At 39.4% G+C, this 22,820-nt stretch carries 19 protein-coding genes and 3 pseudogenes; 10 read left to right on the forward strand and 12 right to left on the reverse strand.

Features of this window, described 5'->3' with window-relative positions; all coding sequences use genetic code 11:
- The first annotated feature begins 40 nt into the window (after positions 1–40).
- The 10 genes and pseudogenes from rpmB (at position 41) to QT327_RS05880 (ending at position 8,548) form a co-directional block, all read left to right on the forward strand.
- Positions 41–273, forward strand: a pseudogene (rpmB, locus tag QT327_RS05835) (50S ribosomal protein L28).
- 80 nt (positions 274–353) lie between these two features.
- A complete protein-coding gene (gene rpmG, locus QT327_RS05840) occupies positions 354–536 on the forward strand; it encodes a 50S ribosomal protein L33 (RefSeq protein ID WP_013668369.1) in 183 nt (60 codons plus the stop codon).
- 44 nt (positions 537–580) lie between these two features.
- On the forward strand, positions 581–763 hold the full coding sequence (locus QT327_RS05845) for a DUF4295 domain-containing protein (protein WP_013668370.1): 183 nt from the start codon (positions 581–583) through the stop codon (positions 761–763).
- Positions 764–968: 205 nt separating this feature from the next.
- Positions 969–1,931 (forward strand): signal recognition particle-docking protein FtsY, encoded by a 963-nt coding sequence (ftsY, locus tag QT327_RS05850; protein ID WP_013668371.1) that lies wholly within the window; start codon positions 969–971, stop codon positions 1,929–1,931.
- 13 nt (positions 1,932–1,944) lie between these two features.
- Positions 1,945–3,274, forward strand: a pseudogene (rimO, locus tag QT327_RS05855) (30S ribosomal protein S12 methylthiotransferase RimO).
- Between the two features lie 110 nt (positions 3,275–3,384).
- On the forward strand, positions 3,385–4,734 hold the full coding sequence (gene bshC, locus QT327_RS05860) for a bacillithiol biosynthesis cysteine-adding enzyme BshC (RefSeq protein ID WP_502910523.1): 1,350 nt from the start codon (positions 3,385–3,387) through the stop codon (positions 4,732–4,734).
- Positions 4,656–4,976: a hypothetical protein gene (locus tag QT327_RS28505; RefSeq protein WP_502910524.1), complete on the forward strand. Its 321-nt coding sequence runs from the start codon at positions 4,656–4,658 to the stop codon at positions 4,974–4,976. The genes bshC and QT327_RS28505 overlap by 79 nt, the downstream gene beginning before the upstream one ends.
- Before the next feature lie 106 nt (positions 4,977–5,082).
- The gene (locus tag QT327_RS05865) at positions 5,083–5,436 is read left to right on the forward strand and encodes an MmcQ/YjbR family DNA-binding protein (RefSeq protein ID WP_289552338.1); all 354 of its coding nucleotides are present in this window, start codon (positions 5,083–5,085) and stop codon (positions 5,434–5,436) included.
- Positions 5,437–5,523: 87 nt separating this feature from the next.
- A pseudogene (locus QT327_RS05870) lies at positions 5,524–8,330 on the forward strand (glycosyltransferase family 117 protein).
- Positions 8,327–8,548: a hypothetical protein gene (locus tag QT327_RS05880; RefSeq protein WP_289552342.1), complete on the forward strand. Its 222-nt coding sequence runs from the start codon at positions 8,327–8,329 to the stop codon at positions 8,546–8,548. Before QT327_RS05870 ends, QT327_RS05880 begins: the two are co-directional and overlap by 4 nt.
- 1 nt (position 8,549) lies before the next feature.
- On the opposite strand, the gene QT327_RS05885 is transcribed toward QT327_RS05880, so the two are convergent.
- From QT327_RS05885 to bamA, 12 genes are all read right to left on the reverse strand, one after another.
- Positions 8,550–9,086, reverse strand: a complete 537-nt coding sequence (locus QT327_RS05885; protein ID WP_130856472.1) for a CopD family protein — start codon at positions 9,084–9,086, stop codon at positions 8,550–8,552.
- A 121-nt stretch (positions 9,087–9,207) separates the two neighbouring features.
- A complete protein-coding gene (gene hemE, locus QT327_RS05890) occupies positions 9,208–10,233 on the reverse strand; it encodes a uroporphyrinogen decarboxylase (RefSeq protein ID WP_041388786.1) in 1,026 nt (341 codons plus the stop codon).
- A 13-nt stretch (positions 10,234–10,246) separates the two neighbouring features.
- Positions 10,247–10,759, reverse strand: coding sequence for a tetratricopeptide repeat protein (locus tag QT327_RS05895; RefSeq protein ID WP_013668378.1), 513 nt, complete (start codon positions 10,757–10,759; stop codon positions 10,247–10,249).
- A 3-nt stretch (positions 10,760–10,762) separates the two neighbouring features.
- The gene (locus QT327_RS05900; RefSeq protein WP_013668379.1) at positions 10,763–11,473 is read right to left on the reverse strand and encodes a response regulator transcription factor; all 711 of its coding nucleotides are present in this window, start codon (positions 11,471–11,473) and stop codon (positions 10,763–10,765) included.
- Positions 11,474–11,475: 2 nt separating this feature from the next.
- Positions 11,476–12,339 (reverse strand): sensor histidine kinase, encoded by an 864-nt coding sequence (locus QT327_RS05905; protein ID WP_013668380.1) that lies wholly within the window; start codon positions 12,337–12,339, stop codon positions 11,476–11,478.
- Positions 12,340–12,423: 84 nt separating this feature from the next.
- The gene (hemL, locus tag QT327_RS05910; RefSeq protein ID WP_013668381.1) at positions 12,424–13,788 is read right to left on the reverse strand and encodes a glutamate-1-semialdehyde 2,1-aminomutase; all 1,365 of its coding nucleotides are present in this window, start codon (positions 13,786–13,788) and stop codon (positions 12,424–12,426) included.
- Positions 13,789–13,921: 133 nt separating this feature from the next.
- The gene (gene hemB / locus QT327_RS05915; protein WP_289552346.1) at positions 13,922–14,890 is read right to left on the reverse strand and encodes a porphobilinogen synthase; all 969 of its coding nucleotides are present in this window, start codon (positions 14,888–14,890) and stop codon (positions 13,922–13,924) included.
- Positions 14,891–15,055: 165 nt separating this feature from the next.
- Positions 15,056–16,696 carry a hydroxymethylbilane synthase gene (gene hemC, locus QT327_RS05920; RefSeq protein ID WP_013668383.1) on the reverse strand — a complete coding sequence of 547 codons (1,641 nt, stop codon included), beginning with the start codon at positions 16,694–16,696 and terminating at the stop codon, positions 15,056–15,058.
- A gap of 272 nt (positions 16,697–16,968) precedes the next feature.
- Positions 16,969–18,213, reverse strand: coding sequence for a glutamyl-tRNA reductase (gene hemA / locus QT327_RS05925; protein WP_130856470.1), 1,245 nt, complete (start codon positions 18,211–18,213; stop codon positions 16,969–16,971).
- Positions 18,214–18,583: 370 nt separating this feature from the next.
- Positions 18,584–19,180, reverse strand: a complete 597-nt coding sequence (locus QT327_RS05930) for an OmpH/Skp family outer membrane protein (RefSeq protein ID WP_013668385.1) — start codon at positions 19,178–19,180, stop codon at positions 18,584–18,586.
- A 140-nt stretch (positions 19,181–19,320) separates the two neighbouring features.
- Positions 19,321–19,857: an OmpH/Skp family outer membrane protein gene (locus QT327_RS05935; protein WP_013668386.1), complete on the reverse strand. Its 537-nt coding sequence runs from the start codon at positions 19,855–19,857 to the stop codon at positions 19,321–19,323.
- 285 nt (positions 19,858–20,142) lie between these two features.
- Positions 20,143–22,710 (reverse strand): outer membrane protein assembly factor BamA, encoded by a 2,568-nt coding sequence (gene bamA, locus QT327_RS05940; protein WP_130856469.1) that lies wholly within the window; start codon positions 22,708–22,710, stop codon positions 20,143–20,145.
- Positions 22,711–22,820 lie beyond the last annotated feature (110 nt).

The following is a 22,820-nucleotide window of genomic DNA, read 5'->3' on the forward strand; positions in this document are numbered from 1 at the left end:
AGAAAATTGTTTTTTAAAATAGAACGAACATCATATAGTCATGTCAAGAATTTGTGATTTAACCGGTAAAGCAGCAATGAATGGATATAACGTTTCTAACTCAAACGTTAAAACCAAACGTAAATTTTACCCAAACCTTCAAACTAAAAGGTTCTTTATCCCGGAAGAAAACCGTTGGATTACGTTGAAAGTTTCAACTTCTGCAATCAAAACCATCAACAAAAATGGTATACTGCAGTTATTAATAAGTTCATAAAAAAAGGATACGTTTAGTTCCTACGTTATCACGCATAGTGATCTATCGATCCTGTTAAAAAATATCCCGCAGAATTGCGGCATTAAGACAAATAACAATGGCTAAAAAAGGTAATAGAGTTCAAGTAATCTTAGAGTGCACTGAACATAAAGAAAGTGGTTTACCGGGAATGTCTCGTTATATTTCCACCAAGAATAAGAAAAACACTACTGAACGCTTAGAGTTGAAAAAATACAACCCTGTACTTAAAAAAGTAACCGTTCATAAAGAGATTAAATAAATCTTTGATAACAACAGCTCGAAAGAGCATAAAAATAAAAGAAAATGGCTAAGAAAACCGTTGCAACCCTTAAAACCGGTAAAGGTAAAGATTACACGAAAGTAATTACTGCGGTTAGATCACCGAAAACAGGTGCTTATACTTTTAAAGAATTAATTGCTCACAACGATCATATCAAGGATGCAGTGGAAGCTGCAAAAGAGATTGTTGCCGAAAGCAACGCTTAATTTATTAAGTTGAGAAATTAAAAAGCCGTTCCGATAGCATATTGGAAGGGCTTTTTTTGTTACCGTCCTTCATCAATGATGGGCTATTGGCCGGCACGTCATCACCATTTAGCGGAAAGCTGAGATCTTGATACTGAGCAAACAATAAATTACGGTCAATTTAGTACCTTTACCAACAAAAACTAGATTCTGGCATCTTAATATTATGGGATTATTCGATTTTTTCAAGAAGAAAGAGCAGACCCCGGAAGCGCAGGAAGCGCTGGATAAAGGCTTAGAAAAAACCAAGGAGGGTTTCTTTACGAAAATCACAAAAGCAGTGGTAGGGAAATCAACCGTTGATGAAGAAGTATTGGACGATCTGGAAGAAGTGCTAGTTACCTCAGATGTAGGTGTTACCACCACCTTGAAAATAATCGAGCGCATTGAAGACCGGGTAGCCCGCGATAAATACATCAATACTTCGGAACTAAACGGAATTCTACGGGAAGAAATACAAGAGTTATTAGCCGAAAACAACAGCAACGATTTCGAGAATTTTGAATACGGCAACCATAAGCCTTATGTTATTATGGTTGTTGGTGTAAATGGTGTTGGTAAAACTACAACCATTGGAAAACTCGCACATAAACTGAAACAAGCAGGGAATAAGGTCGTTTTGGGTGCTGCCGATACCTTTAGGGCGGCCGCAGTCGATCAAATAAAACTGTGGGGAGAAAGAGTGGGCGTTCGCGTCGTTGCACAGGCCATGGGCTCTGATCCCGCTTCCGTGGCTTTTGACACCATCCAATCAGCGGTAGCAAATCAAGAGGATGTCGCTATTATTGATACTGCCGGGCGTTTGCATAATAAGCTTGCCTTAATGAATGAGCTGACGAAGATCAAAAACGTGATGAAAAAAGTGGTACCGGGTGCACCGCACGAAATACTACTTGTACTTGACGCATCCACCGGGCAAAATGCCATCGAACAATGCAAACAATTTACCCAAGCAACTGATGTCAACGCATTAGCATTGACAAAACTTGATGGAACCGCCAAAGGCGGCGTTGTCATCGGGATTTCGGATCAATTTAAAATACCCGTAAAATACATCGGTGTCGGCGAAGGAATAAACGATTTGCAATTATTTAATAAAAAAGAATTTGTGGATTCCCTTTTTAAATAGGGATAGTAGAAGAATGAGAACAAAAAAAATAAACAACTTACCATCGAAACCACGTGTCAATGTCATCACACTGGGTTGTTCAAAAAACATTCACGATAGTGAAGTGCTTATGGGGCAACTTCGTGGTAATCAGATGGAAGTTGTCCATGAGGCTAATAATATTTCTAAAAACGACATTGTCGTTATCAATACTTGTGGATTTATCGATAATGCCAAACAAGAATCTATCGATACCATTCTGCAATACAGTGCGTTGAAGGAAGAAGGCAAGCTGGAAAAAGTGATTGTAACGGGCTGCTTGTCAGAACGGTATAAACCTGAACTGGAAACGGAAATCCCGAATGTGGATGCCTATTTCGGAACCAACGATTTACAGCAGCTATTAGCAAGTGTAGGCGCCGATTATAAGCACGAGCTATTGGGTGAGCGGATGTTAACAACCCCTTCGCATTATGCCTATTTTAAAATCGCCGAAGGTTGTAATCGCCCCTGCTCCTTTTGTGCTATTCCTTTAATGCGTGGAAAACATATATCGAAACCCATCGAGGATTTAGTTAGCGAAGCGAAACACCTGGCAAAAAACGGCACAAAAGAGCTTATACTAATCGCGCAAGATTTGACCTATTATGGTTTGGACTTATACGGAAAAAGAAACTTAGCGGATCTCTTAAGAAACTTATCCGATGTGGAAGGTATTGAATGGATACGTTTACAATACGCCTATCCGTCAGGTTTTCCGATGGATGTATTGGATGTGATGAATGAAAGGCAAAATATTTGCAATTACTTAGATATGCCTTTGCAACACATTGCTGATAATATGCTAAAATCCATGCGCAGGGGAATTACCAAACAAAAAACGATCGACTTGGTAAATGCAATTCGCGACAAAGTACCGAATATTGCGCTTCGTACCACGTTAATCTGTGGCTACCCGGGAGAAACAGAACAAGATTTTGCTGAAATGATGGAATGGGTCGAACGTACTCGATTCGATCGTTTAGGATGCTTTACCTACTCTCATGAGGAAAAAAACGCATGCTTTCTCTTTAGTTGATGATGTACCTCAGGAAGAAAAGGAATCGCGAGTGGAGCAAATTATGGAAATTCAACAGGGTATATCTTACGAAATTAACCAAGAGAAAGTCGGAAATACGTATAAGGTCCTGATCGACCGAGTAGAAGAGGGATATTTCATTGGCCGCACAGAATATGACTCGCCGGAAGTAGACAACGAAGTATTGATTGCAGCAAATAACAATTATGCGGCTGTGGGGAGATTTGTTGATGTTCACATCGATAGAGCTGAGGACTTTGATCTTTACGGAACCGTCAAATCCTAAGGATTTATTAAATTGACGATAAAAGGACGAAAACAATCGGTTTTATAAGTTATTATTGTAGCTATATTATGTGATTGCCGACGGCTGATTGCTGAAAGCCTATATAAAACATGAAAGCAAGTTATATTAATTACAGCGATACCAATAGTTTTTCCGAAACGCTCTTAGCGTATATAGCACAAGATAAAAAACTAACACCCTTCTTGGGCAACAGTCCGGATATTGCCGGTTTTGAAAAGCAAATTAATCAGAAGAAAGCGAATCGGACTAACCGCAAGGTATTGGTAAATACACTCAGAGATCAATATAGCGCTTTCCACAATCTTCCATTAGAAGTTAAAAACAACATCAACCTACTGGAAGAAGCGAACACTTTCACGATAACCACCGGACATCAGCTAAACATTTTCACCGGTCCTTTGTACTTTATTTTCAAAATTGTCAGTACGATCAAGTTGTGCAAGCAATTAAAAGAAAAGTTCCCTGACTACCATTTTGTTCCTATTTATTGGATGGCGACAGAAGACCACGACTTCGCTGAGATTAACCACACCCAATTGCAGGGCGAATTGATTAAATGGGACATCCCTGCTCAGGCTGCTACGGGTCGAATGGAAACACTATCCATGGCACGTACCGTGAAGAAATACCAAAAATTACTTGGCTTAAGTCACAATTCAGATAAGCTAGCCAGGCTGGTTGAAGAAGCGTACTTGCAACATACCAACTTGGCTGACGCTACCCGCTATTTAGTGAACGGTTTGTTCGGAAAACACGGGCTGGTTGTAATGGATGCTGATCATCGCGACTTAAAAACGCTTTTCGCTCCCTATATCAAAGAAGATATTCTAGAACAACGTAGTTACCACAATATTACACGTACAACGGAAGCCTTAGAGAAAGCTGGTTTCGAAACGCAAGTTCATGCCCGAGAGATTAATTTTTTTTACTTGACGGAAGAGTACCGGGAACGGATCGTTCAAACAACATCAGGCGATTTTGAGGTATTGCACCATAATTTATTTTTCTCAAAGGAAGAATTAGTAAAAGAAATTGAAAACCACCCTGAGCGTTTCAGCCCAAACGTGGTGATGCGGCCGCTCTATCAGGAAGTTGTTTTGCCTAATCTCTGTTATATCGGCGGCGGTGCAGAAATTGTGTACTGGTTGCAATTAAAGAGTAATTTCGATCATTATAAGGTGGACTTTCCCATTCTACTTCCTCGTAACTCTGCAATCGTATCTAATGAGCATCTCGACTATAAAATTTTTAGGCTCAATTTAACATTTAAAAGTCTCTTTCGTGACGCAAACGAGTTAAAAAGAGAATATGTACGTATACACTCAAAACATCGCCTTAATTTAATGATGAGTGGCTTGAGATGGAAGCTATATTTGAACGTATTAAAGAAAGAGCCACTAAGATTGATCCTACCTTACGTCCCAGTGCAGAGGCTATAAAAACCAGGTTATGTAAAGCAATCAATAACCTCGAAAAGAAATTTGTTAAAGCAGATAAACTGAACTTTGAAGACGCTGTATCACAGATAGACAAAATAAAGGAGAAATTTTTTCCAAATGGTGGACTTCAAGAGCGGGTGGAGAATTTTGGATTACTCTATGTGAAATACGGTGACGAGCTCATAAACGATCTACTCAAATTCTTCAACCCGCTGGATATGAAGTTTACGATATTGTATTAGTTATTGGTTATTAGGTGTTAGGTGTTAGGTGTTAACCTAAATTTTTGAATTTTGAATTTTGAATTTTGAATTTTGAATTTTGAATTTTGAATTTTTACTTAAAAAAATGAACATCGAAGAACTAAGGACATATTGCCTAAGCAAAAGAGGAGTGACGGAAGGATTCCCCTTTGGTCCGGACACGCTAGTTTTTAAAGTCGGAGAAAAAGTCTTTCTTTTGACTGGCCTTGATGCACAACCATTATCTTTTAACGTAAAATGTGATCCCGAACGAGCTATTGAGTTACGAGAACAGTATCCCTCAAGTGTTCTTCCCGGTTATCATATGAATAAAAAACACTGGAGCACAGTACAAGCAAACGGGGAGCTCTCCTTTAAGCAGCTTACAGAACTCATCGACCATAGTTACGAACTCGTTTATAACAGCCTTCCACAACGAATCAAAGAGACGTTATCGTAACAAAAACGTATACATTCATATATTTAACATTTCGCCCGACACTTTTAACATTTTCTCCGTTAATTTTAGCTAACAAAACGCCTTATTATGGAGAAGACCTACAAAAAGTTGAACGATCTTATTGGTTGGCTATGCGCATTTATTGCGACCTTCATCTACTTTCTTACTAAAGAGCCAACCGTTAGTTTTTGGGATTGTGGCGAATTTATCGCCGCTGCTTATAAACTGGAGATTGTACACCAGCCTGGAGCACCCCTCTTCCTAATGTTGCAAAATATTTTTTCCAACCTTGCATTGGGCGACAAAACATCACTGGCTTACTGGATGAATACAGGTTCTGCTGTTTGCAGCGGCCTTACGGTGTTGTTCTTGTTCTGGACTATTACCTCATTGGCGAAAAAAATACTTGTTACTGAAGACCATTCACTATCTCTGCTAATCACAGTCAAGCTTTTAGGAGCTGGTATAGTAGGTTCTCTGGCCTTTGCTTTTTCAGACAGCTTCTGGTTTTCGGCGGTGGAAAGCGAAGTATATGCTTTGTCTTCTTTATGCACGGCGATTTTGTTCTGGCTTATTTTGAAGTGGGAAAACCACGCACATGAAGTAAGGTCATCAAAGTGGATTGTCTTAATCGCCTATATTATTGGGCTATCCATCGGAGTACATTTACTAAACTTATTAACTATTCCCGTACTTACCCTGGTAATTTACTTCAAGAACGCAAAGCAAATTACGACAAGAGGAATTATTAAACAGCTCGGTATTAGCTTTCTTCTACTAGGCGCTATTTTATGGGGTGTCATACAATATTTAATTAAAGCGGTCGCACAATTTGATGTTTTCTTCGTCAACACCTTAGGACTTGGGTTCGGAAGTGGCATCTTCACCTTTATTATATTATTGGTTACAGCAATCATTCTTGGCATTCGCTATTCCATTAAATACAATAAGGCTCAACTAAATTTGATACTACTTTGTTTTTGCTTTGTGCTCTTTGGATATAGCTCCTTCGTTATGGTATTTGTTAGAGGGACAGCCAATCCTTCGCTCAATAATAATCATCCCGACAACATTTTCTCCTTCCTAGAATACGTAACGCGTGATCAATACCCTCGCAGCCCATTAATCGTAGGTCAGTATTTTGATTCCAACCCGATCGCCGTAGAAAACGGAGCACCGATTTATAGAAAAGACGCCGAGAAATACACCATTGTAGGACATAAATCAGAATATACCTATGATCGCACGACATTATTCCCACGCGTGCACAGCCAAAAGGATAGCGATTTTTACAAACATTGGCTTCGTTTAGCAGAAAATGAACGTCCAACGTTTTGGAGCAATTTGCAGTTTTTCACAAGCTATCAAGCAGGCGTTATGTTCTGGCGTTATTTTATGTGGAATTTTGTTGGAAGGCAAAACGACGAATCGGGACAATTCGGCAATCTTACGGATGGAAATTGGCTGAGCGGAATTAAAGCGATCGATCATATGCGTTTAGGAGGCCAATATGATTTACCGTCATCTGTTAAGCAAGATCCGTCTCGCAATCACTTTTATTTTCTTCCACTACTACTGGGCTTAATTGGTTTAGGGTGGCACTATCAGCATAATAGAAAAGATATGAGTATCGTATTGCTTCTTTTCTTTTTCACTGGATTGGCAATCGTTCTTTATTTAAACGACACACCTCTGCAACCACGCGAACGTGATTATGCTTATGTAGGGGCTTTCTACGCTTTCGCTATCTGGATTGGCCTTGGCGTTATTGCATTGACTAGTCTAGCTAAGAAACGATCGTTGGTTTTCTCAACAACGCTCCTCTGTCTACTCGCCGTTCCGTTTTTATTATTATACCAGGGCTGGGATGATCACGATCGATCGGAAAAGTATACAACTAGAGATCTATATGCGCGCAATTATCTTGCATCTTGTGAACCAAATGCCATTTTATTTACTTATGGTGATAACGACACCTTCCCTATTTGGTATGCACAAGAGGTAGAAGGAATTCGTCCGGATGTCAGGATCGTTAATATTGGCTATCTGAATTCTGATTGGTATTTAAAGCAGATGCGCAAAAGGATCAACAATTCAGCGCCCTTGCCTATAGACATCGAACCCGCAAAAGTAGATAAAGGTGTAAGGGACTATCTGGTATACGAGGATTACCATATTGACAAGCCGGTGGAAATTAAAGATTTATTAGACATTATGTTGTCGGACCATCCCGACGACAAATCTGATCGCACCGGAGAAAATTTTCTACCTACCAAGAAGATGAAGCTGATGTAAGTAAGAAGAATGTAATGAAAAACAAGGTGGTACCAAAAGCTTGGCAAGACTTCATAACCGATAGCATGGAATGGGATTTCAATCGTAACTATATCACCCGTGGTGACTTAGCAATTTTGGATCTTTTGAAAAATAATGCGTGGAAGCGTCCCATTTATTTTGTCAAAATTCCACCAAGTGAAACCCTGGGATTGGACAAATACCTCGTAAACGAAGGACTGTTATACCGATTAATGCCGGTAGACTTAGCTAAAACCAACACCAAAGCAACTGCCAAGGCTCCGGTCGATACGCAGCACACCAATAGGTGGGCTATGTATCATAACTTGATGCATCGATATAACTGGGCGAATGTGAATAAGTTAAATTACTTAGATCCCCTTACCCGGAACATCGTTCCGCAATACACGAACAATTTTAATATTTTATCTCGAGAGCTCCTGGAAGTTGATCAAAAAGCAAAAGCCAAAGATGTCGTCAATAAGTGTCTAGAGGTACTTCCAAAACAGGTTTTAAGTATGAATCAAGCGGTTGACTATTATTTTATATCGGATACCTTATATGAAGTAAACGAAAAAATAAAGCAAATGAGCTTATGAAAAGAAATGGCGACTATATTATAGAGCAGCTCAATTATAATTTAGCAATCGCAAAAGATAAACCAAATGTTATAGACGAACGTAATATTCGCTTAGGCATGGGCCTCTTGAATGCTATGCTAGACAATTCCAAAAAATACAAACAGATGGATATGGAAAAATACTTAGGTAACCAGTACGCCATGCTCGAAAGAAAAATAGCAGCAATTAGCCAATAGGCTAATTGCTCTTTTCCCGTATCTTCTTGTAGATCTTAACAGCTATCATCAGCATGACAGCAAATAGTACCAGACCTACCACGCCATATATCCAGTTTATAGCGCTTTTTAGCACCACCGTAAAAACGATAGCAAATAATAAAACCGTTGCTAATTCATTCCATAATCTAAGTTTAATGGAGGTCCACTTGCTCGTTTCTCCCGCCAGCTGAAACATAATTCGTTGGCAAATAAAATGATAGACAATCAATCCTAAAACAAAAGTAAGTTTGACATGCATCCACGGTTGAGACCACCAAGCCGGATTCAGGTGCATCATCACCGCTGCAGCAATAATGGTTAAATACATAGATGGAGTAGCGATAATCCACCACAACTTGCGTTCCATCAAAACGAACTGCTTATGTAAAATGCGGTACTCATTTTCAGACTGCTGTTTTGCTTCTGTATGGTAAATAAATAGCCTGACCATATAAAATAGGCCCGCCATCCAGCAGACAACAAAGATAATATGTACAGCCTTTGCGTATAAATACATTTTTCCGTTATTAGTTGTTAGTTATTAGTTGTTAGAAATGTATGTCTTTTATGATAATGATTAAACCAGAATATCAAATCTAGGACGAATAACAAATAACCAACAACAGACAACAAAAAACTTAATACCTAAACTCCTTTACTACATCAATTGCATACTTTACGTTATCAAAAGGAATATCCGGCATGATGCCATGTCCTAAATTGAAGATAAAACCTTCTTCACCACGCATACGTTCGAAGAGATGTAAAATTTTTTTCTTTATTACCGCTTTGTCAGCATATAAGATAAAGGGATCTAAGTTACCCTGTACGGCTATTCCTTTCGGCAAATTGTTTTTTATTTGTTTCAAGTCTGCGTTCCAGTCGACCGAGATCACATCTGGTTTCGCCTCGGCCATAAGTGGTGCAAACACCGAACTTCCCTTACAGAAAGAAATAACCGGTATATCTTTTCGATCAAGTTGCGCAATAATTCCAGCATTATATTGGTGAGAAAATTCGCTATAATCATCCCATGATAATGCAAGTGCCCAACTGTCAAATAGCTGCAACGCATTCACTCCGGCCTTTATCTGCATGTTCAGATAAGTAACCGTCACATCAGCAATCTTCTTTAATAATTTGTGGGCTAATTCCGGCTGGTTGTTCAAAAAAAGCTTAGTAAGCTTAAAATCTTTGGATGATCCACCCTCGATTAAATAACTTAGAACCGTAAAAGGGGCCCCGGCAAAGCCTATTAAAGGAATTGCTCCATTAAGTCGTTGTTGGATAACCTGAATAGCATCAGCTACATATTGTAGTTTATCCGCGACGTCGGTTTGCAAGGCATCGATATCGCTTTCATTTCGTACCGGATTTGCAAATTTAGGCCCCACTCCCTGCGTAAAACTCAATTCACCGCCCATCGCTTCCGCCGTTACCAATATATCTGAAAAAAGAATAGCTGCATCAATTCCCAACAAATCGACAGGCAGCATGGTTACATCCGCCGCTATTTCAGGCGTCTTACACATTTCCAAGAAAGAATATTTATTTTTTATATCCCAGTATTCTTTCATAAATCTGCCCGCTTGCCGCATCATCCATACCGGGGGGCGTTCTGTTGGCTGCGAAAAAGCAGCTCTGATAAATAAACTATCTTTTATAGCTGTGGTCACGTTATTTTGGTATTTCGTTTTCTATTCTATTTACAATCTGGGCAATTCGACTACTCACTTCCAATTCCTTCACCTTTTCCAGATACGTCTTCACCCGATCATAGTCTTTCTTCATTAAGTTGATATTCGCCAGGTTTACAAAAATCAGTGCCTTATCACTTTTCCGTCGAAAAGGCAATCTACTGGCAATTTGGAAATGTCTTTCCGCGCTATCATAATTAAGTAATTGCAGATCCAAGCTACCGCTGATAAATTCATAGTAATTTCGTCTCCTCTTCCGCAGATGATCAGGATTCTTGATATCGGCCAAAAGGTTACGCGCTAAATCATATTGTTTCTTCTTAAAAGCCTCAGAAGCCAAGAGTACAGTACCTTCTCTATAGTAACTCCATATCGTATAGCCGATCAAACAAACCATTAAGGCTGTCAATTGGTATGTCTTTGCATACACCGTATAGGCTAATAGCAATAAAGCAAGCACGATAACACCTAGTCGAGCTTTTGAAGTCATCATAGGCTAATGTGTCTTGTTATCGGTAAACTTATAACCAACACCTCTGATCGAGTGGAAATAGATCGGGTTTTTCTGATCTGGCTCAAAATACTTACGGAAGGTCAAAATAAAGTTATCGATGGTGCGTGTTGAAGGATACACATCGTAATTCCAAACGGTTTCTAAAATTTGCTCGCGGGAAACGGCTTCATTTCTTCGCTCGATTAATAACTTAAGGAGCATCGTTTCTTTTTTTGTTAAAGCGGTAATCGTTCCGTCGGCGTGGTGTAACTCGAACGAGTTGAAATAAATCGTTTTGTCGCCGATTTGATAAGAATTTAACTCTTTCAGGTCATCACCTTTCATGCCTCTTCTCACTAAATTGCCCACTCGCAGGATAAGTTCTTCCAGGTTAAAAGGTTTAACTAGATAATCATCAGCACCTTTTTTTAAACCGGTAATACGATCTTCGCTTGTATTCTTGGCCGTGAGGAACATAATGGGCACTTCTGTATTTTCCAGTCGAATAGTCTCAGCAACTTGGAATCCATCAATTTCCGGTATCATGACATCAAGGATGATCAAATTAAATCGTTCTTCCTTGAACTTTTTAAGTGCCTTTTTTCCATCTGTAGCAGTAGTTACTTTATATCCTTCCAATTCAAGATTCAACTTGATGGCTTCGAGCAAGTGCTCTTCATCTTCTACGAGAAGTATGCGTTGTTTTGCTTGCATAATCAATTAAATGTTACATCAAAAATGCTCCCTGTAGGAGTGTTATTTAATACTTTAATTTGGGCGTTGTGTTTATCTAATACCGATTTTACAATGTATAACCCTAATCCCGTACCTTTAGTTTTACGGGTATCTTCACTCCCTACACGATAAAATTTATTAAAAATACGTTTTTTTTCCTCATCATTAATGCCTATTCCTAAATCAGCCACTGAGAACCGTATCTGCCCATCTTGTTTATACAGTCGCACATTAACATGTGCACACGGTGGCGAATATTTGATAGCATTCTCAATTAAATTGGTGACAACTGAAGTGATAGCCAGCTTATCACCGACAAAAAAAATGTTTGGCTGAATATCCGTTTTAATAATCTGGGAGGTGCAGGAATGTACCTGCAATCGATCAGCTATTCGTCCGGTCAGCTCAGAAAAATCAAATTCCTCTTTTGGAATACTTTTGCCTACACTTTCCAGTTTAGTTGCTAGCAGCACATTTTCCACTAAATCGTCTAGACGCTCAATATCTTTTAGAGAATTTGATAGGAATTGATCCCGTTGCTCTTTATTCAGATCACGTTTTAATATGGTTTGTATATACAATTTAATTGAAGCTAAGGGCGACTTTAGCTCGTGTGTAACGGAAAGAAGAAAGTTATGTTGTTGTTTATGTGTTTTATGCTCGTGTACGAAAGCTCTTTTCAGCTTAATAGCACCCACCAAAAAGATGGTCATAAAAATAAACCCCTCACCTATCACCATGCCTTTTCGTAATGGCTCCAGTTCCATTAAAAGCATTCCCCACCATACAATCTGCGCTATTGCATAGAAGACAAGAAAATAAAATAAAAACAATGGCTTTCGCATACCTAATTAGTTGTTAGTTGTTAGTTGTTAGTTGTTAGCTAATTCAAGCTTATAAGCTAAAAGCTAATACCTAAGTCCTAACACCTACTTAAACACCACATCCAAGCTTTCAAATATAGCCCTTTTCGCTTTCTCTAGTTCTATTTTCGAATGGGCAGCCGAAACAAAACCAACCTCATAGCCCGAAGGTCCGAGGTAGACACCTCTATTCAGCAATTCCCGATGCATTACCTTATATTTATCCATGCTTTCTGCTTCAATATCAGATGCGGCCTGGATATTATCTTTATCAGTAAAGGCAATCCAAAATATAGACCCTACGTTAAACACACGTACCTTATAATTTTTTGCGCTTGCATATCGTTGTATGGAAGCTGAAAATTCAGCTGCCTTCTTATTTAATTCTTTATAAAATCCGGGTTTATTCAGTTCGCTTAGCTGTGCAATCCCCGCAGCCATCGCAACCGGATTGCCGGATAAGGTGCCTGCCTGGTAAACGCCACCGTCCGGTGAAATATAACCCATAATTTCCTCCGAGGATCCATAAGCGCCAACAGGCATCCCTCCCCCAATTATTTTTCCGTAGGTTATAATATCCGGATGCACGTCGTAATAAGCCGCTGCGCCTTCAAATCCCAGACGAAAACCGGTAATCACTTCATCAAAAATAAGTAAACTCCCGTGATCGCTTGTTATCTTACGCAGAAATTCGATATATTCTTTATTCTGCATCAATAAGCCGTTATTTGCAGGGATTCCCTCAATAATAACAGCTGCAATTTCTTCTTTAAATTCAGCAAAAGCACGTTCCAAAGCCTCTTTATCGTTCAAGCCGATTACCACTGTTTCATCGGCAAATGCTTTAGGCACACCTAAAGAGGAAGTCTCACCAAAAGTTACCAATCCAGAGCCAGCTTTTACCAATAAAGAATCCGAATGCCCATGGTAACAGCCCTCAAATTTAATGATCTTATCCCTTTTGGTATAGCCCCTAGCCAAACGGATGGCCGACATAACAGCCTCTGTACCGGAACTGACAAATCGTAGCTTTTGGATATATTTATTATTTTTTAGAATTAACTCCGCTAATTCATTTTCCAAGGCTGTTGGTGCTCCGAAACTCAGCCCATGCTGGAGTGTAGAAATGACGGCTTCCCTTATTTTGGGATGATTATGGCCAAGAATAAGCGGACCCCAAGAGCAACAGAAATCTATAAACTGATTTCCATCAGCGTCCCACAAAAAACATCCATCGCCTTTCTCAATGAATAAAGGCGTGCCGTATACCGATTTAAAAGCCCGCACAGGCGAATTTACGCCACCCGGAAAGTACTTTTTTGCTTTCTCAAACAAAATTGCAGACTTCTCGCGCGATATGTCTGCTTTAGACCCGGCCACCCGTACCTCTTCCTCATTTCCCGAAAACATTTTTTTTATGGAATCTAACATGTTCGTTATTTGTTGAAACGTTAAGTAGTTGAGTTGTCTAGACGTTAAGTAGTAGAGTCGTTAAAACGTTAAGTGGGGTATTCATCATTCTTAACCACTTAACTACTTCCCTATTTAACTACTCAACATTCCATTAAATCCACTGCTGCTCTACCATATCTCTAATATGATAAGTGGTAATTATACGAGCACCCGCACGAGCAAAAGCATACATGGTTTCCATTACAATTTTTTGCTCGTCTATCCAGCCGTTTTGCGCAGCTGCTTTAACCATTGCAAATTCGCCTGAAACATTATAGCATGCCAAAGGCAAAGTGGTTTCATCCTTGATCCTACTAATAACATCCAGATAAGCTAAAGCCGGTTTAATCATTAGCACATCAGCGCCCTCTTGCTCATCTAAAAAGGCTTCTCTTAATGCCTCATTAGGATTTCTGAAATCCATCTGATAAGCCTTTCGATCTCCTTTGCTTGGAGCACAATCTGCTGCTTCCCTGAATGGACCATAATAAGAGGAAGCAAATTTTGTTGCATGCGACATAATCGCTACGTTTACCAGGTTATTTTCATCCAGTGCCTTTCTGATTGCACTAATTCTGCCGTCCATCATATCGGAAGGAGCTAACATATCCGCCCCGGCCTCCGCATGCGCGAGTGACATTTTTGTTAACACGTCGATGGTGGCATCATTCTGAACATAATCATGTTCTAAAATCCCACAGTGTCCGTGTGTCGTGTAAGAACATACACAGACATCCGTTACAATATATAGATCTTCACCAAAAGCTTCTCGAAGTGCTCTGATGGCTTTAGGAACCAGCCCATGGTGATCATAAGCCGTGTGTGCATCCGCACTCTTCTCTTCTCCAACCCCAAAAAGCATGATTTTATTAACGCCCAGTTTCAATCCAATTGCTACGTCCTCTATCAGTTTATCAATAGAAAAATGGTGTATACCCGGTAAGGAGGGCAAGGCATGTTTTATTTGATTTCCTGGAACGATAAAATAAGGATATATAAACATATCCTTTGACAGATGAGTTTCTGCCACCATCTCCCTCACAATTGGATTTTTACGTAATCTACGTTGTCGATAAATCATTTTCTTTTTTTTAATCTTAATCTCTCAAGACAAATCTCGTAGCTTTACAAGCTAAACACCAGGTATTTTCGAAAGAAAAAGGGAGGTGCTCGTACACGAAGCTTTTGAGATTTTTCTTGTTACAAAGATAAGCATGAAAATGTGCGATTGAAGTAGCAAAACATATTATAGCAATGGGGTGACAGTTCCTGATGAATCATTTTTCGTTGGCTTTCCCTTACTGTAATTCAGTGCAAAAACTGCTTCTGCCAACCCTAGCTCGTCAGGTGAGAAAGGCAATGTGTATTGAACTCCTATTTCCTCGAGCTTTTTTCCTGTAGAGTTACCGATACTGATCACTTTCTGCCCCGGCTCTACCAGGTTATCCTTAAAGTAGGCTTCAACATTGGTTGGACTAGTAAAGATTAGGACATCCGCTCCCGAGCCTTCTACCTGCTCATCAATACGCGTTTCATAAACCGGTAAATCAATAACCTTCGTATCGGCAGTTAGCCGACTTTGAATGGTTTGCAGCGAGCCTTTTGCGCGAGGAAATAGTACTGTAGAACCTGCTGCTACTTGGGCGAAGGCATCTCCCACTTTTTCCATTTCAATCCCCTCGGCTTCTCCAGTGAACGCAGGTATAATCCCATGGCTTCTTAAAGCTTCTTCGGAACCCCGACCAACTACGGCATATTGCACATGTTTACTAAGTCTCGGTTTAAGCTTGAAAAAATTTTCGATTCCATTTTTACTACTAAAAAATACCCATCGAACATATTTGAGTATATATGGATCCAAGGTATTTATAATGGAAAAAATTTTAATGAGCGATCGCCCTTCAACTTTTATATGATGTTGTTCCAAGGACCGCTTCAGAAAAGAGGTGTCAGCAAGTTCACGGGTGATAAAAACGGAACTTGGCAATTTTCTATCCGGATCAAATTTCTCTACAATCTCTTCTGCCAAGCCAGCAGCACTTTCCGCTTTAAGATATAAACGTGTAGGAAAGCTTTCTCCGTCTTTAGCTTTTGCAGTCCAAACTTCATAACCGGTTGTAGTTTTCCGACAGTAACAACCTAATGGCATATGACATCCTCCTTCAAAAAGGTTAAGGACTTTACGCTCTACTCCTATAGTTTCAGCCACATCTTTTTGATGCAGTTTTTGCAAAACTTCATACAATGTATGATCGGATTCACGAATTTGAATAGCTAAAACTCCCTGAGCGGGAGCCGGAATAATTTCCGTTGGAGGTATGATTTCCACATGAAACTCGCTTAAATCTAATTTCAAACGTTCAACACCCGCTTTTGCCAACATGATAGCATCATATTTTTCATCACGCAACTTTTGTAAACGAGTATTTACATTACCTCGTAAATCTTCGATTTCCAAATCCGGTCTGAAAGCCAACAACTGTGCTTTCCGCCGATTGGAGGAAGTGCCAACAATGGCGTTATGTTTAACGGATAATCTTTTCTTAAGATCAACGCAATCTTTCAGAATAATCAATAATTCTGAAGGATCTTCTCTTTCAGATACCGCTGCAATTCTTAATCCGGGTGGATTTGCAGTAGGAAGATCTTTGTGCGAATGTACGGCAATGTCGATTTTTTCAGCAAGCAGTTCTTCTTCCAATTCTTTCGTAAAAAAACCCTTGCCTTCTAATTTATCTAAACGAAGATGCTGTATATTATCTCCCTGTGTTTTAATAACTTTAAGCTCTGCTTGTACGCCAATTGTAGCTAAACGATCTTTCACATGGTTAGCTTGCCACAAAGCCAAATCGCTACCTCTTGTTCCAATAATAAGCGTTCTGTCCACCTTTATAATATATGTTGCAATTGTAAATAATCCATTTTCTAACCCTCATTACCCAACTCAACTTTTATTCCGCCCTTGGAATACTCCCTTTATTCGTCCGCTATCTATTCATTGAATCCATTCAGCGCAGCTAGAGTCCGATGCTTCAACTAAAACACTTCACTAAATGCCAAAAAAGATGGTGTATTGTTAGATAACCATCTTTAATTGCTATAAAAATAAAAAAATAATGTGATAAGCTAAAAGCAATGTGTAGAAAGAAACCCTACCCTCTAATTTTCTGCCGCCTCTTTGCTTTTTGCGATTAATATTTCCTTTGCAAGCACCATCGGACCGCTGATATATTTTTTCTCCATATAGTTAATAACCTTTTCCAAAACCTCTCTGGAACTGGCATCCAAGGAATTAAGCTCGTTAGCAAATACCGTATTCAATGCAAAAGATTTTATTTCCTTCACTCTTTCGGGTACCTGGCGCATGGCTATTTCTACCTTTCGTTGTTTTAAAATAGGTAAAAACTCGGCAACATTGCTTTCAATAATTCTTTCCGCGTGGATAAGTTCGTTATAACGTTCCTGAAGATTCTTATTCGCAATTGCTTGCAAGCCGCTAACTTCTATGTAGTGTATTGCGTTTTCAGCAAGTACCTCCTCCGAAACATCGTTCGGGATTGCCAAATCAACGACTATCTTCTTGGATGTCTCCCCATTTAGCAAACTGGCATAAATAGACGATGTAATAACGGGTTCTGTAGAACCTGTACAGGTAATCAGTATATCAAATCCTTCCTTATAGTGCCTTAACTCGCTTAATGGAAAGGCTCGGCCATTTAACTCTTTCGCTAAACGTTCCGCTTTATCCATTGTACGGTTGAATACTACGAAGTTTGAAAATTTATGTTTTTGTAGGTATTTTGAGATATTTTGGTTGGTTTCACCTGCGCCTACTAGTAAGATACGGGGATTATCAGTGAACTTGAGATCTCTTAATTTACGATAGGCTAATGATACAACGGACACCGGATTACGGGAGATCATGGTATGCGTATAAACCTCCTTAGCCGTCTTCACCAAACTGTTCATCATTAAGCGCATAAAATCACCCGTTAATCCCCCTTTACGACATCTTTCATAAGCTCGTCGAACCTGCGCTAATATTTCCTTTTCTCCGACAACTAAACTCTCCAAAGAACAGGACATCCTAAATAAATGATGTAAAGCATCCAGTCCTTCATAAGTAGTCACCTGATTAAGAAATTGATCAAATTGTTCATCAGGCACACAAAAATTCAATCCACGCAAAAAGTTCTTCACGAACTCACTTGTTAAGGTATGTTTTCCATGAAAAACGAATTCAACCCGATTGCATGTGCCTACGTAAAAAATCTCTTCGATGTCAAAATTGTTTTTGACGTTAATCAATCGGCTTTCAAGCTCTTCATTACAAATAACCAAATTGCCTAAATCTTTTAGGTCAACGTGCTTGTGTGTAAATGCTATTACTTTAAGATGCTCCAAGGTCTCTTTACCCTCTCTATATTATACTGTCGACAAAAGTACATCTATACGCTTGTTACAGTGTCAAAACTTTGTCAAACACAGCTATTTAGAATGTTTTTAAATAATAGGGATTTCAAGAGTTTAGCTTCTGAGGCCCGGCATCTAATCACACCTTATACCTCACTCGTTATACCCTATACCCTATACCCTATACCCTATACCTTACACCCTATACCATATACCTTACACCTTATACCCTATACCCTACACCTCATCCCCTATACCTTACACCCTATACCTTACACCCTACTCCTCTCTTCTCACCCTCCTCATAAAACAAAAAAACCGTTCCTATAAATAGAAACGGTTTTCTTTACCTTTAAATCACTTATTTTGTTGCTGGAGTGGTAGTAGTAGGCGTCGTGGCTGCCGGTGCTACCGGTTTCGCATTTGGATCGATTCCTAACTTCGTTTTTACTGCAGCACTAATATCATCTCCTCCCTCAAAATATAAAACAGATTGTTGTGCAATATCTAGGATATAGGCATAACCTTTTTCCTTTGCCACCGCTTGAATAGCCTTTTCTGCTTTTTCAAAAACCGGTTGGAACACCTCTTCTCTTTTCGCACCTACTTCCTGTTCTGCCTTCTGCTGCACCTCTCCCATACGTCCTTCCATCTGCTGGATTTCTGTACTTAAGGTTTGCAATTCTTTATCTACTGTTTCTTTATTAGCTTCGCTTCTGGTTTTTTGCTTGTCCATAAATGCTGTGATCTTTTTTTGACGCTCAGCATCCATTTGTTGAATCTCAGTACGTTTAGTACCTACAAAAGTTTCCAATGTTTGATTGGCTGTTTTGTACTCCGGCATTAGAAGCAAAATCTCCTGTGAATTCACGTGTCCAATTTTTTGTTGTGCACTCACAGCGCCAACTGTTAAAAATAATCCTGCAGCTACTAAAACCGACTTAAATAAATGTTTCATTCGCAATTTTAATTTTGTTGACTCAACAGAGCCGTCTATAATTTTTGTTTAAGTTAATTACATTTTACACAACACAATCCGTAGTAGGCAAAAGCTCAGCTACGGATTTGAAAATTGGTGCAATTTTAAGCAAGTATTCTCTATTTTGCAAGTGCCTCCGGTTTATAACCCAAGCGAGTGATTACATCATTGCTTTTATCCAACCTCGGATTAGAGTACAAGAATGTCACTTCACTTCCTTTATCGAGTACCACGTCTAGATTTTGGCTTTCGGCAACCGCTTGTATGGCTTTGGAAACACGCTCTTGTATCGGCTTGATTAGTTTAAGGCGTTCCTTGTACAGATCACCTTCAAAGCCAAAAATTTTCTTTTGAAACTCTTTAGTCTCACGTTCCTTCTGCACAATCTCGTCCTCTCTTTTCTTTCTCATCTCATCGCTCAACATCACCTGATCTTGTTGATAAGCCTTATACATTCTTTCTATGCTGCTGTACCGAGCATCCACTTCCTTTTGCCATTTTTCGGACATATCTTCCAGTTGCTTCTGCGCAGAAACATATTCCGGAATGTGCTTTAATATGTATTCACTATCTACATAAGCAAAGCGTTGAGCGAATGCAGAAGCGCCGGCAATAAATATAAAAGCTAACGTTAAGAATATTTTTTTAGTGTTCATATGATCATTTCTTTATGTTCTTTCAGACTCGACTTTTCAGCCAAGGTTTAACCTGACTAATCGGGATGAAAGACCTCATCTTTTCTTAATGAATGCCAAATATAATACCATTCCTATATTTTAGATATAAAATTTAACATTTTTTAGCAATTCTTTTGGCATCAAGATATCAGTATCAAGACTAAAGTATCAGGTATCAGCACAAGTCTCACCGTCTTTTCCACTCCCTTACATTATCCTGTTTCTTATGTCTATATCCTACTACTTACGTCTGATGTCCTATTACTAGTTAAATCCTCCCATCTGTTGCATAATACTGAACGTGAATGGTTGGCGCCACTGGCTTCTATCAACCCCCGGTATAGGATCGAAGGCATGTCCATAATCAATTCCTAATAAACCAAATATTGGAAGGAAAATGCGCGCGCCTATACCCACCGAACGACGCACCTTAAACGGATTGAAATCTTTAAAGGCATCCCAGGTATTACCCGCGTCAGCGAATCCAAGCAAGAAGACCTTCGCCTGCTCATTCATCATGACAGGGTAACGCAACTCCATCTGATAACGTGTATAAATCGGGCTACCGGAGTTTCTTGCAATTTGAATATCCTGGCTGTTTGTTTTCGTTTCCGGTATCACATAACCATTGGCATAACCGCGCATGGCAACTACTTCAGAACCTTGTAGAAAGTCGAAGCCCATCATACCATCGCCCCCTAACTTAAAGCGCTCAAAGGCCGAGGTACCGGTAACTTTACTATAAGAGCCAATAAATCCAAATTGAGCTTGAGCTTTAAATACCAGTTTACCCACAACCGTTTGAAACCACTGCGAATCAAATTTCCATTTGTGATATTCTACCCAACGATAACGGATATGATCCGGCGCCGTAGGATAATTGATATTATTAAACAAAGAATAAGGAGGCGTTGCTTGTACCGTGAAGCGCAAATTCGATCCGGAGGTAGGGAAAATCGGATCGCTCAGCGAGTTCCGGCTTATCTCTTGCGTTAAGTTAATATTATAAGATGTACCATTTCTAAACAGGAAGTAAGCATCGTAATTACGCAACTTATATTGTTGTAAGTTTAACGAATAGTTTACCTGAAAATAATAGTCGGGCCATTTTAAACGCTTACCTAAGCTAACCGTTACACCGTTCATCCGGATTTTGGGGGTACTCTCCGTAACGTTCTCGCGGCCGGTATAATAATCGTAACCGCCATAGGCCGACATAGAAGTAAAGGCACTTATACCAAAATAAATCGGTTTCTTCCCTCCTAGCCAAGGCTCAGAAAAAGAGAAGCTATAGGATTGATACGATTTACCACTCGTTTGGCCTCTCAAGCTTAGCTTTTGCCCGTCTCCACGAGGAAGCGGTTTCCAAGCTTTTTTATTAAATAGATTTTTGGTAGAGAAGTTATTGAACGTTAAACCTAAGGTACCGATAATACGTCCCGCTCCGAAACCTCCAGACAATTCCACTTGATCGGAAGGTTTTTCAGCCACCGTATATTCAATATCGACCGTTCCATCGGCTGGGTTTGGCTTCGGCACCGGTGAAGTCTTGGATTCGTCAAAATTACCTAAGGTGGCAATTTCACGGATATCCCGCATGATATTCGTCTTGGAGAATTTTTGTCCCGGTTTCGTTTGTAATTGACGCCGAACCACTTTATCGTTTGTCACGTCGTTTCCTTTTAGCACAATCCGATTGACATCATATTGTGGTCCTTCATACATACGCATCTCCAAATCAATGGTATCCCCATAGATTTTTGTCTGCACAGGATCTACCTGGAAGGTCAAATAACCATCATCCATATAATAGGCAGAAACATCGGCTCCTGTTTTGGATGGGCCTAACAATTTGGTATTCAATTTCTCTTCACTAAATACCTCTCCCTTTTCTATCCCTAAGATCTTGCTAAGTGTTTCGTCGGTATATTTTGCGTTACCCGACCAGGTTATGTCACCAAAGTAATACTTTGGTCCTTCATACACATCAATGTCAATGCGAACATTTTTTCGATTCAACTGGGTAACAGAATCCCGAACAATGGTTGCATCGCGATAACCTTTACTGCGCATCTTCGAAATAAGCGCCTCTTTACCCTCAGCATATTTTTCATAGTTAAATTTACCGGGGCCCCAAAACCGCCACCACCTCTTTTGCTTCACTTTTTTCAGGTATTTATGCATTTTCGCATCGGAAAATTCCTTATTACCGGTGAAGTTAATTTCTTTCGCTTTTACTTTTTTATTTTTCTTAACTGCGACTTTTAGAATTTGGTTATTTGCTTCTGTTGTATCTTTTACTTGCGAAATGTTAATATCAGGATATAAATAGCCCTTTTCCCTAAGGTAACGTTTAATCGTATTTCGGGTGGTATTCAGTAAGTTTTCGTTAATGATTTTCCCCGTATTTTCGTTTAGTCGCTTTCTAACCTCCTCTGTTTGACTTTTACTCAAACCATCCAGGTCGATACGCGTTAAACGCGGTCGTTCTACCACGTCAATATTAAAAAATACTGTATCACCCCGAACTTGGTCTATGGTAAGTTCAATATTATCAAAAAGCCCTTGCGACCATAGGTTCTTGATTGCGTTGGAAGTTGCTTCTCCGGGTACTTCAATACGATCACCGACAGAAAGTTTCGAAATCGTCAATAATACATCGTTATCTAAAAACTTAGTACCACTTATTGTAACACCTCCAATAATATAATCCTTTGGATTCAGGTAGCCAGACCCACCCGTTTGCCTAGACGAATTACCTACTCGAAGTTGTGCTGAAGCAATTTGCGCTCCTATCAAACAAAAACCTATTAAAAGAAAAAGTCGCTTCATTGAATTTATTTATCGCCGCTAAAGTAAAATAAACAGTTGTTAATTTTTGTTAAACTATTTTTTTTCAAATTTTGAACGTTAGCTTTTGATATTTTGATATATATAAAGTT

Source organism: Olivibacter sp. 47 (genome assembly GCF_030372825.1).
In the GTDB taxonomy this organism is placed as follows: domain Bacteria; phylum Bacteroidota; class Bacteroidia; order Sphingobacteriales; family Sphingobacteriaceae; genus Olivibacter; species Olivibacter oleidegradans.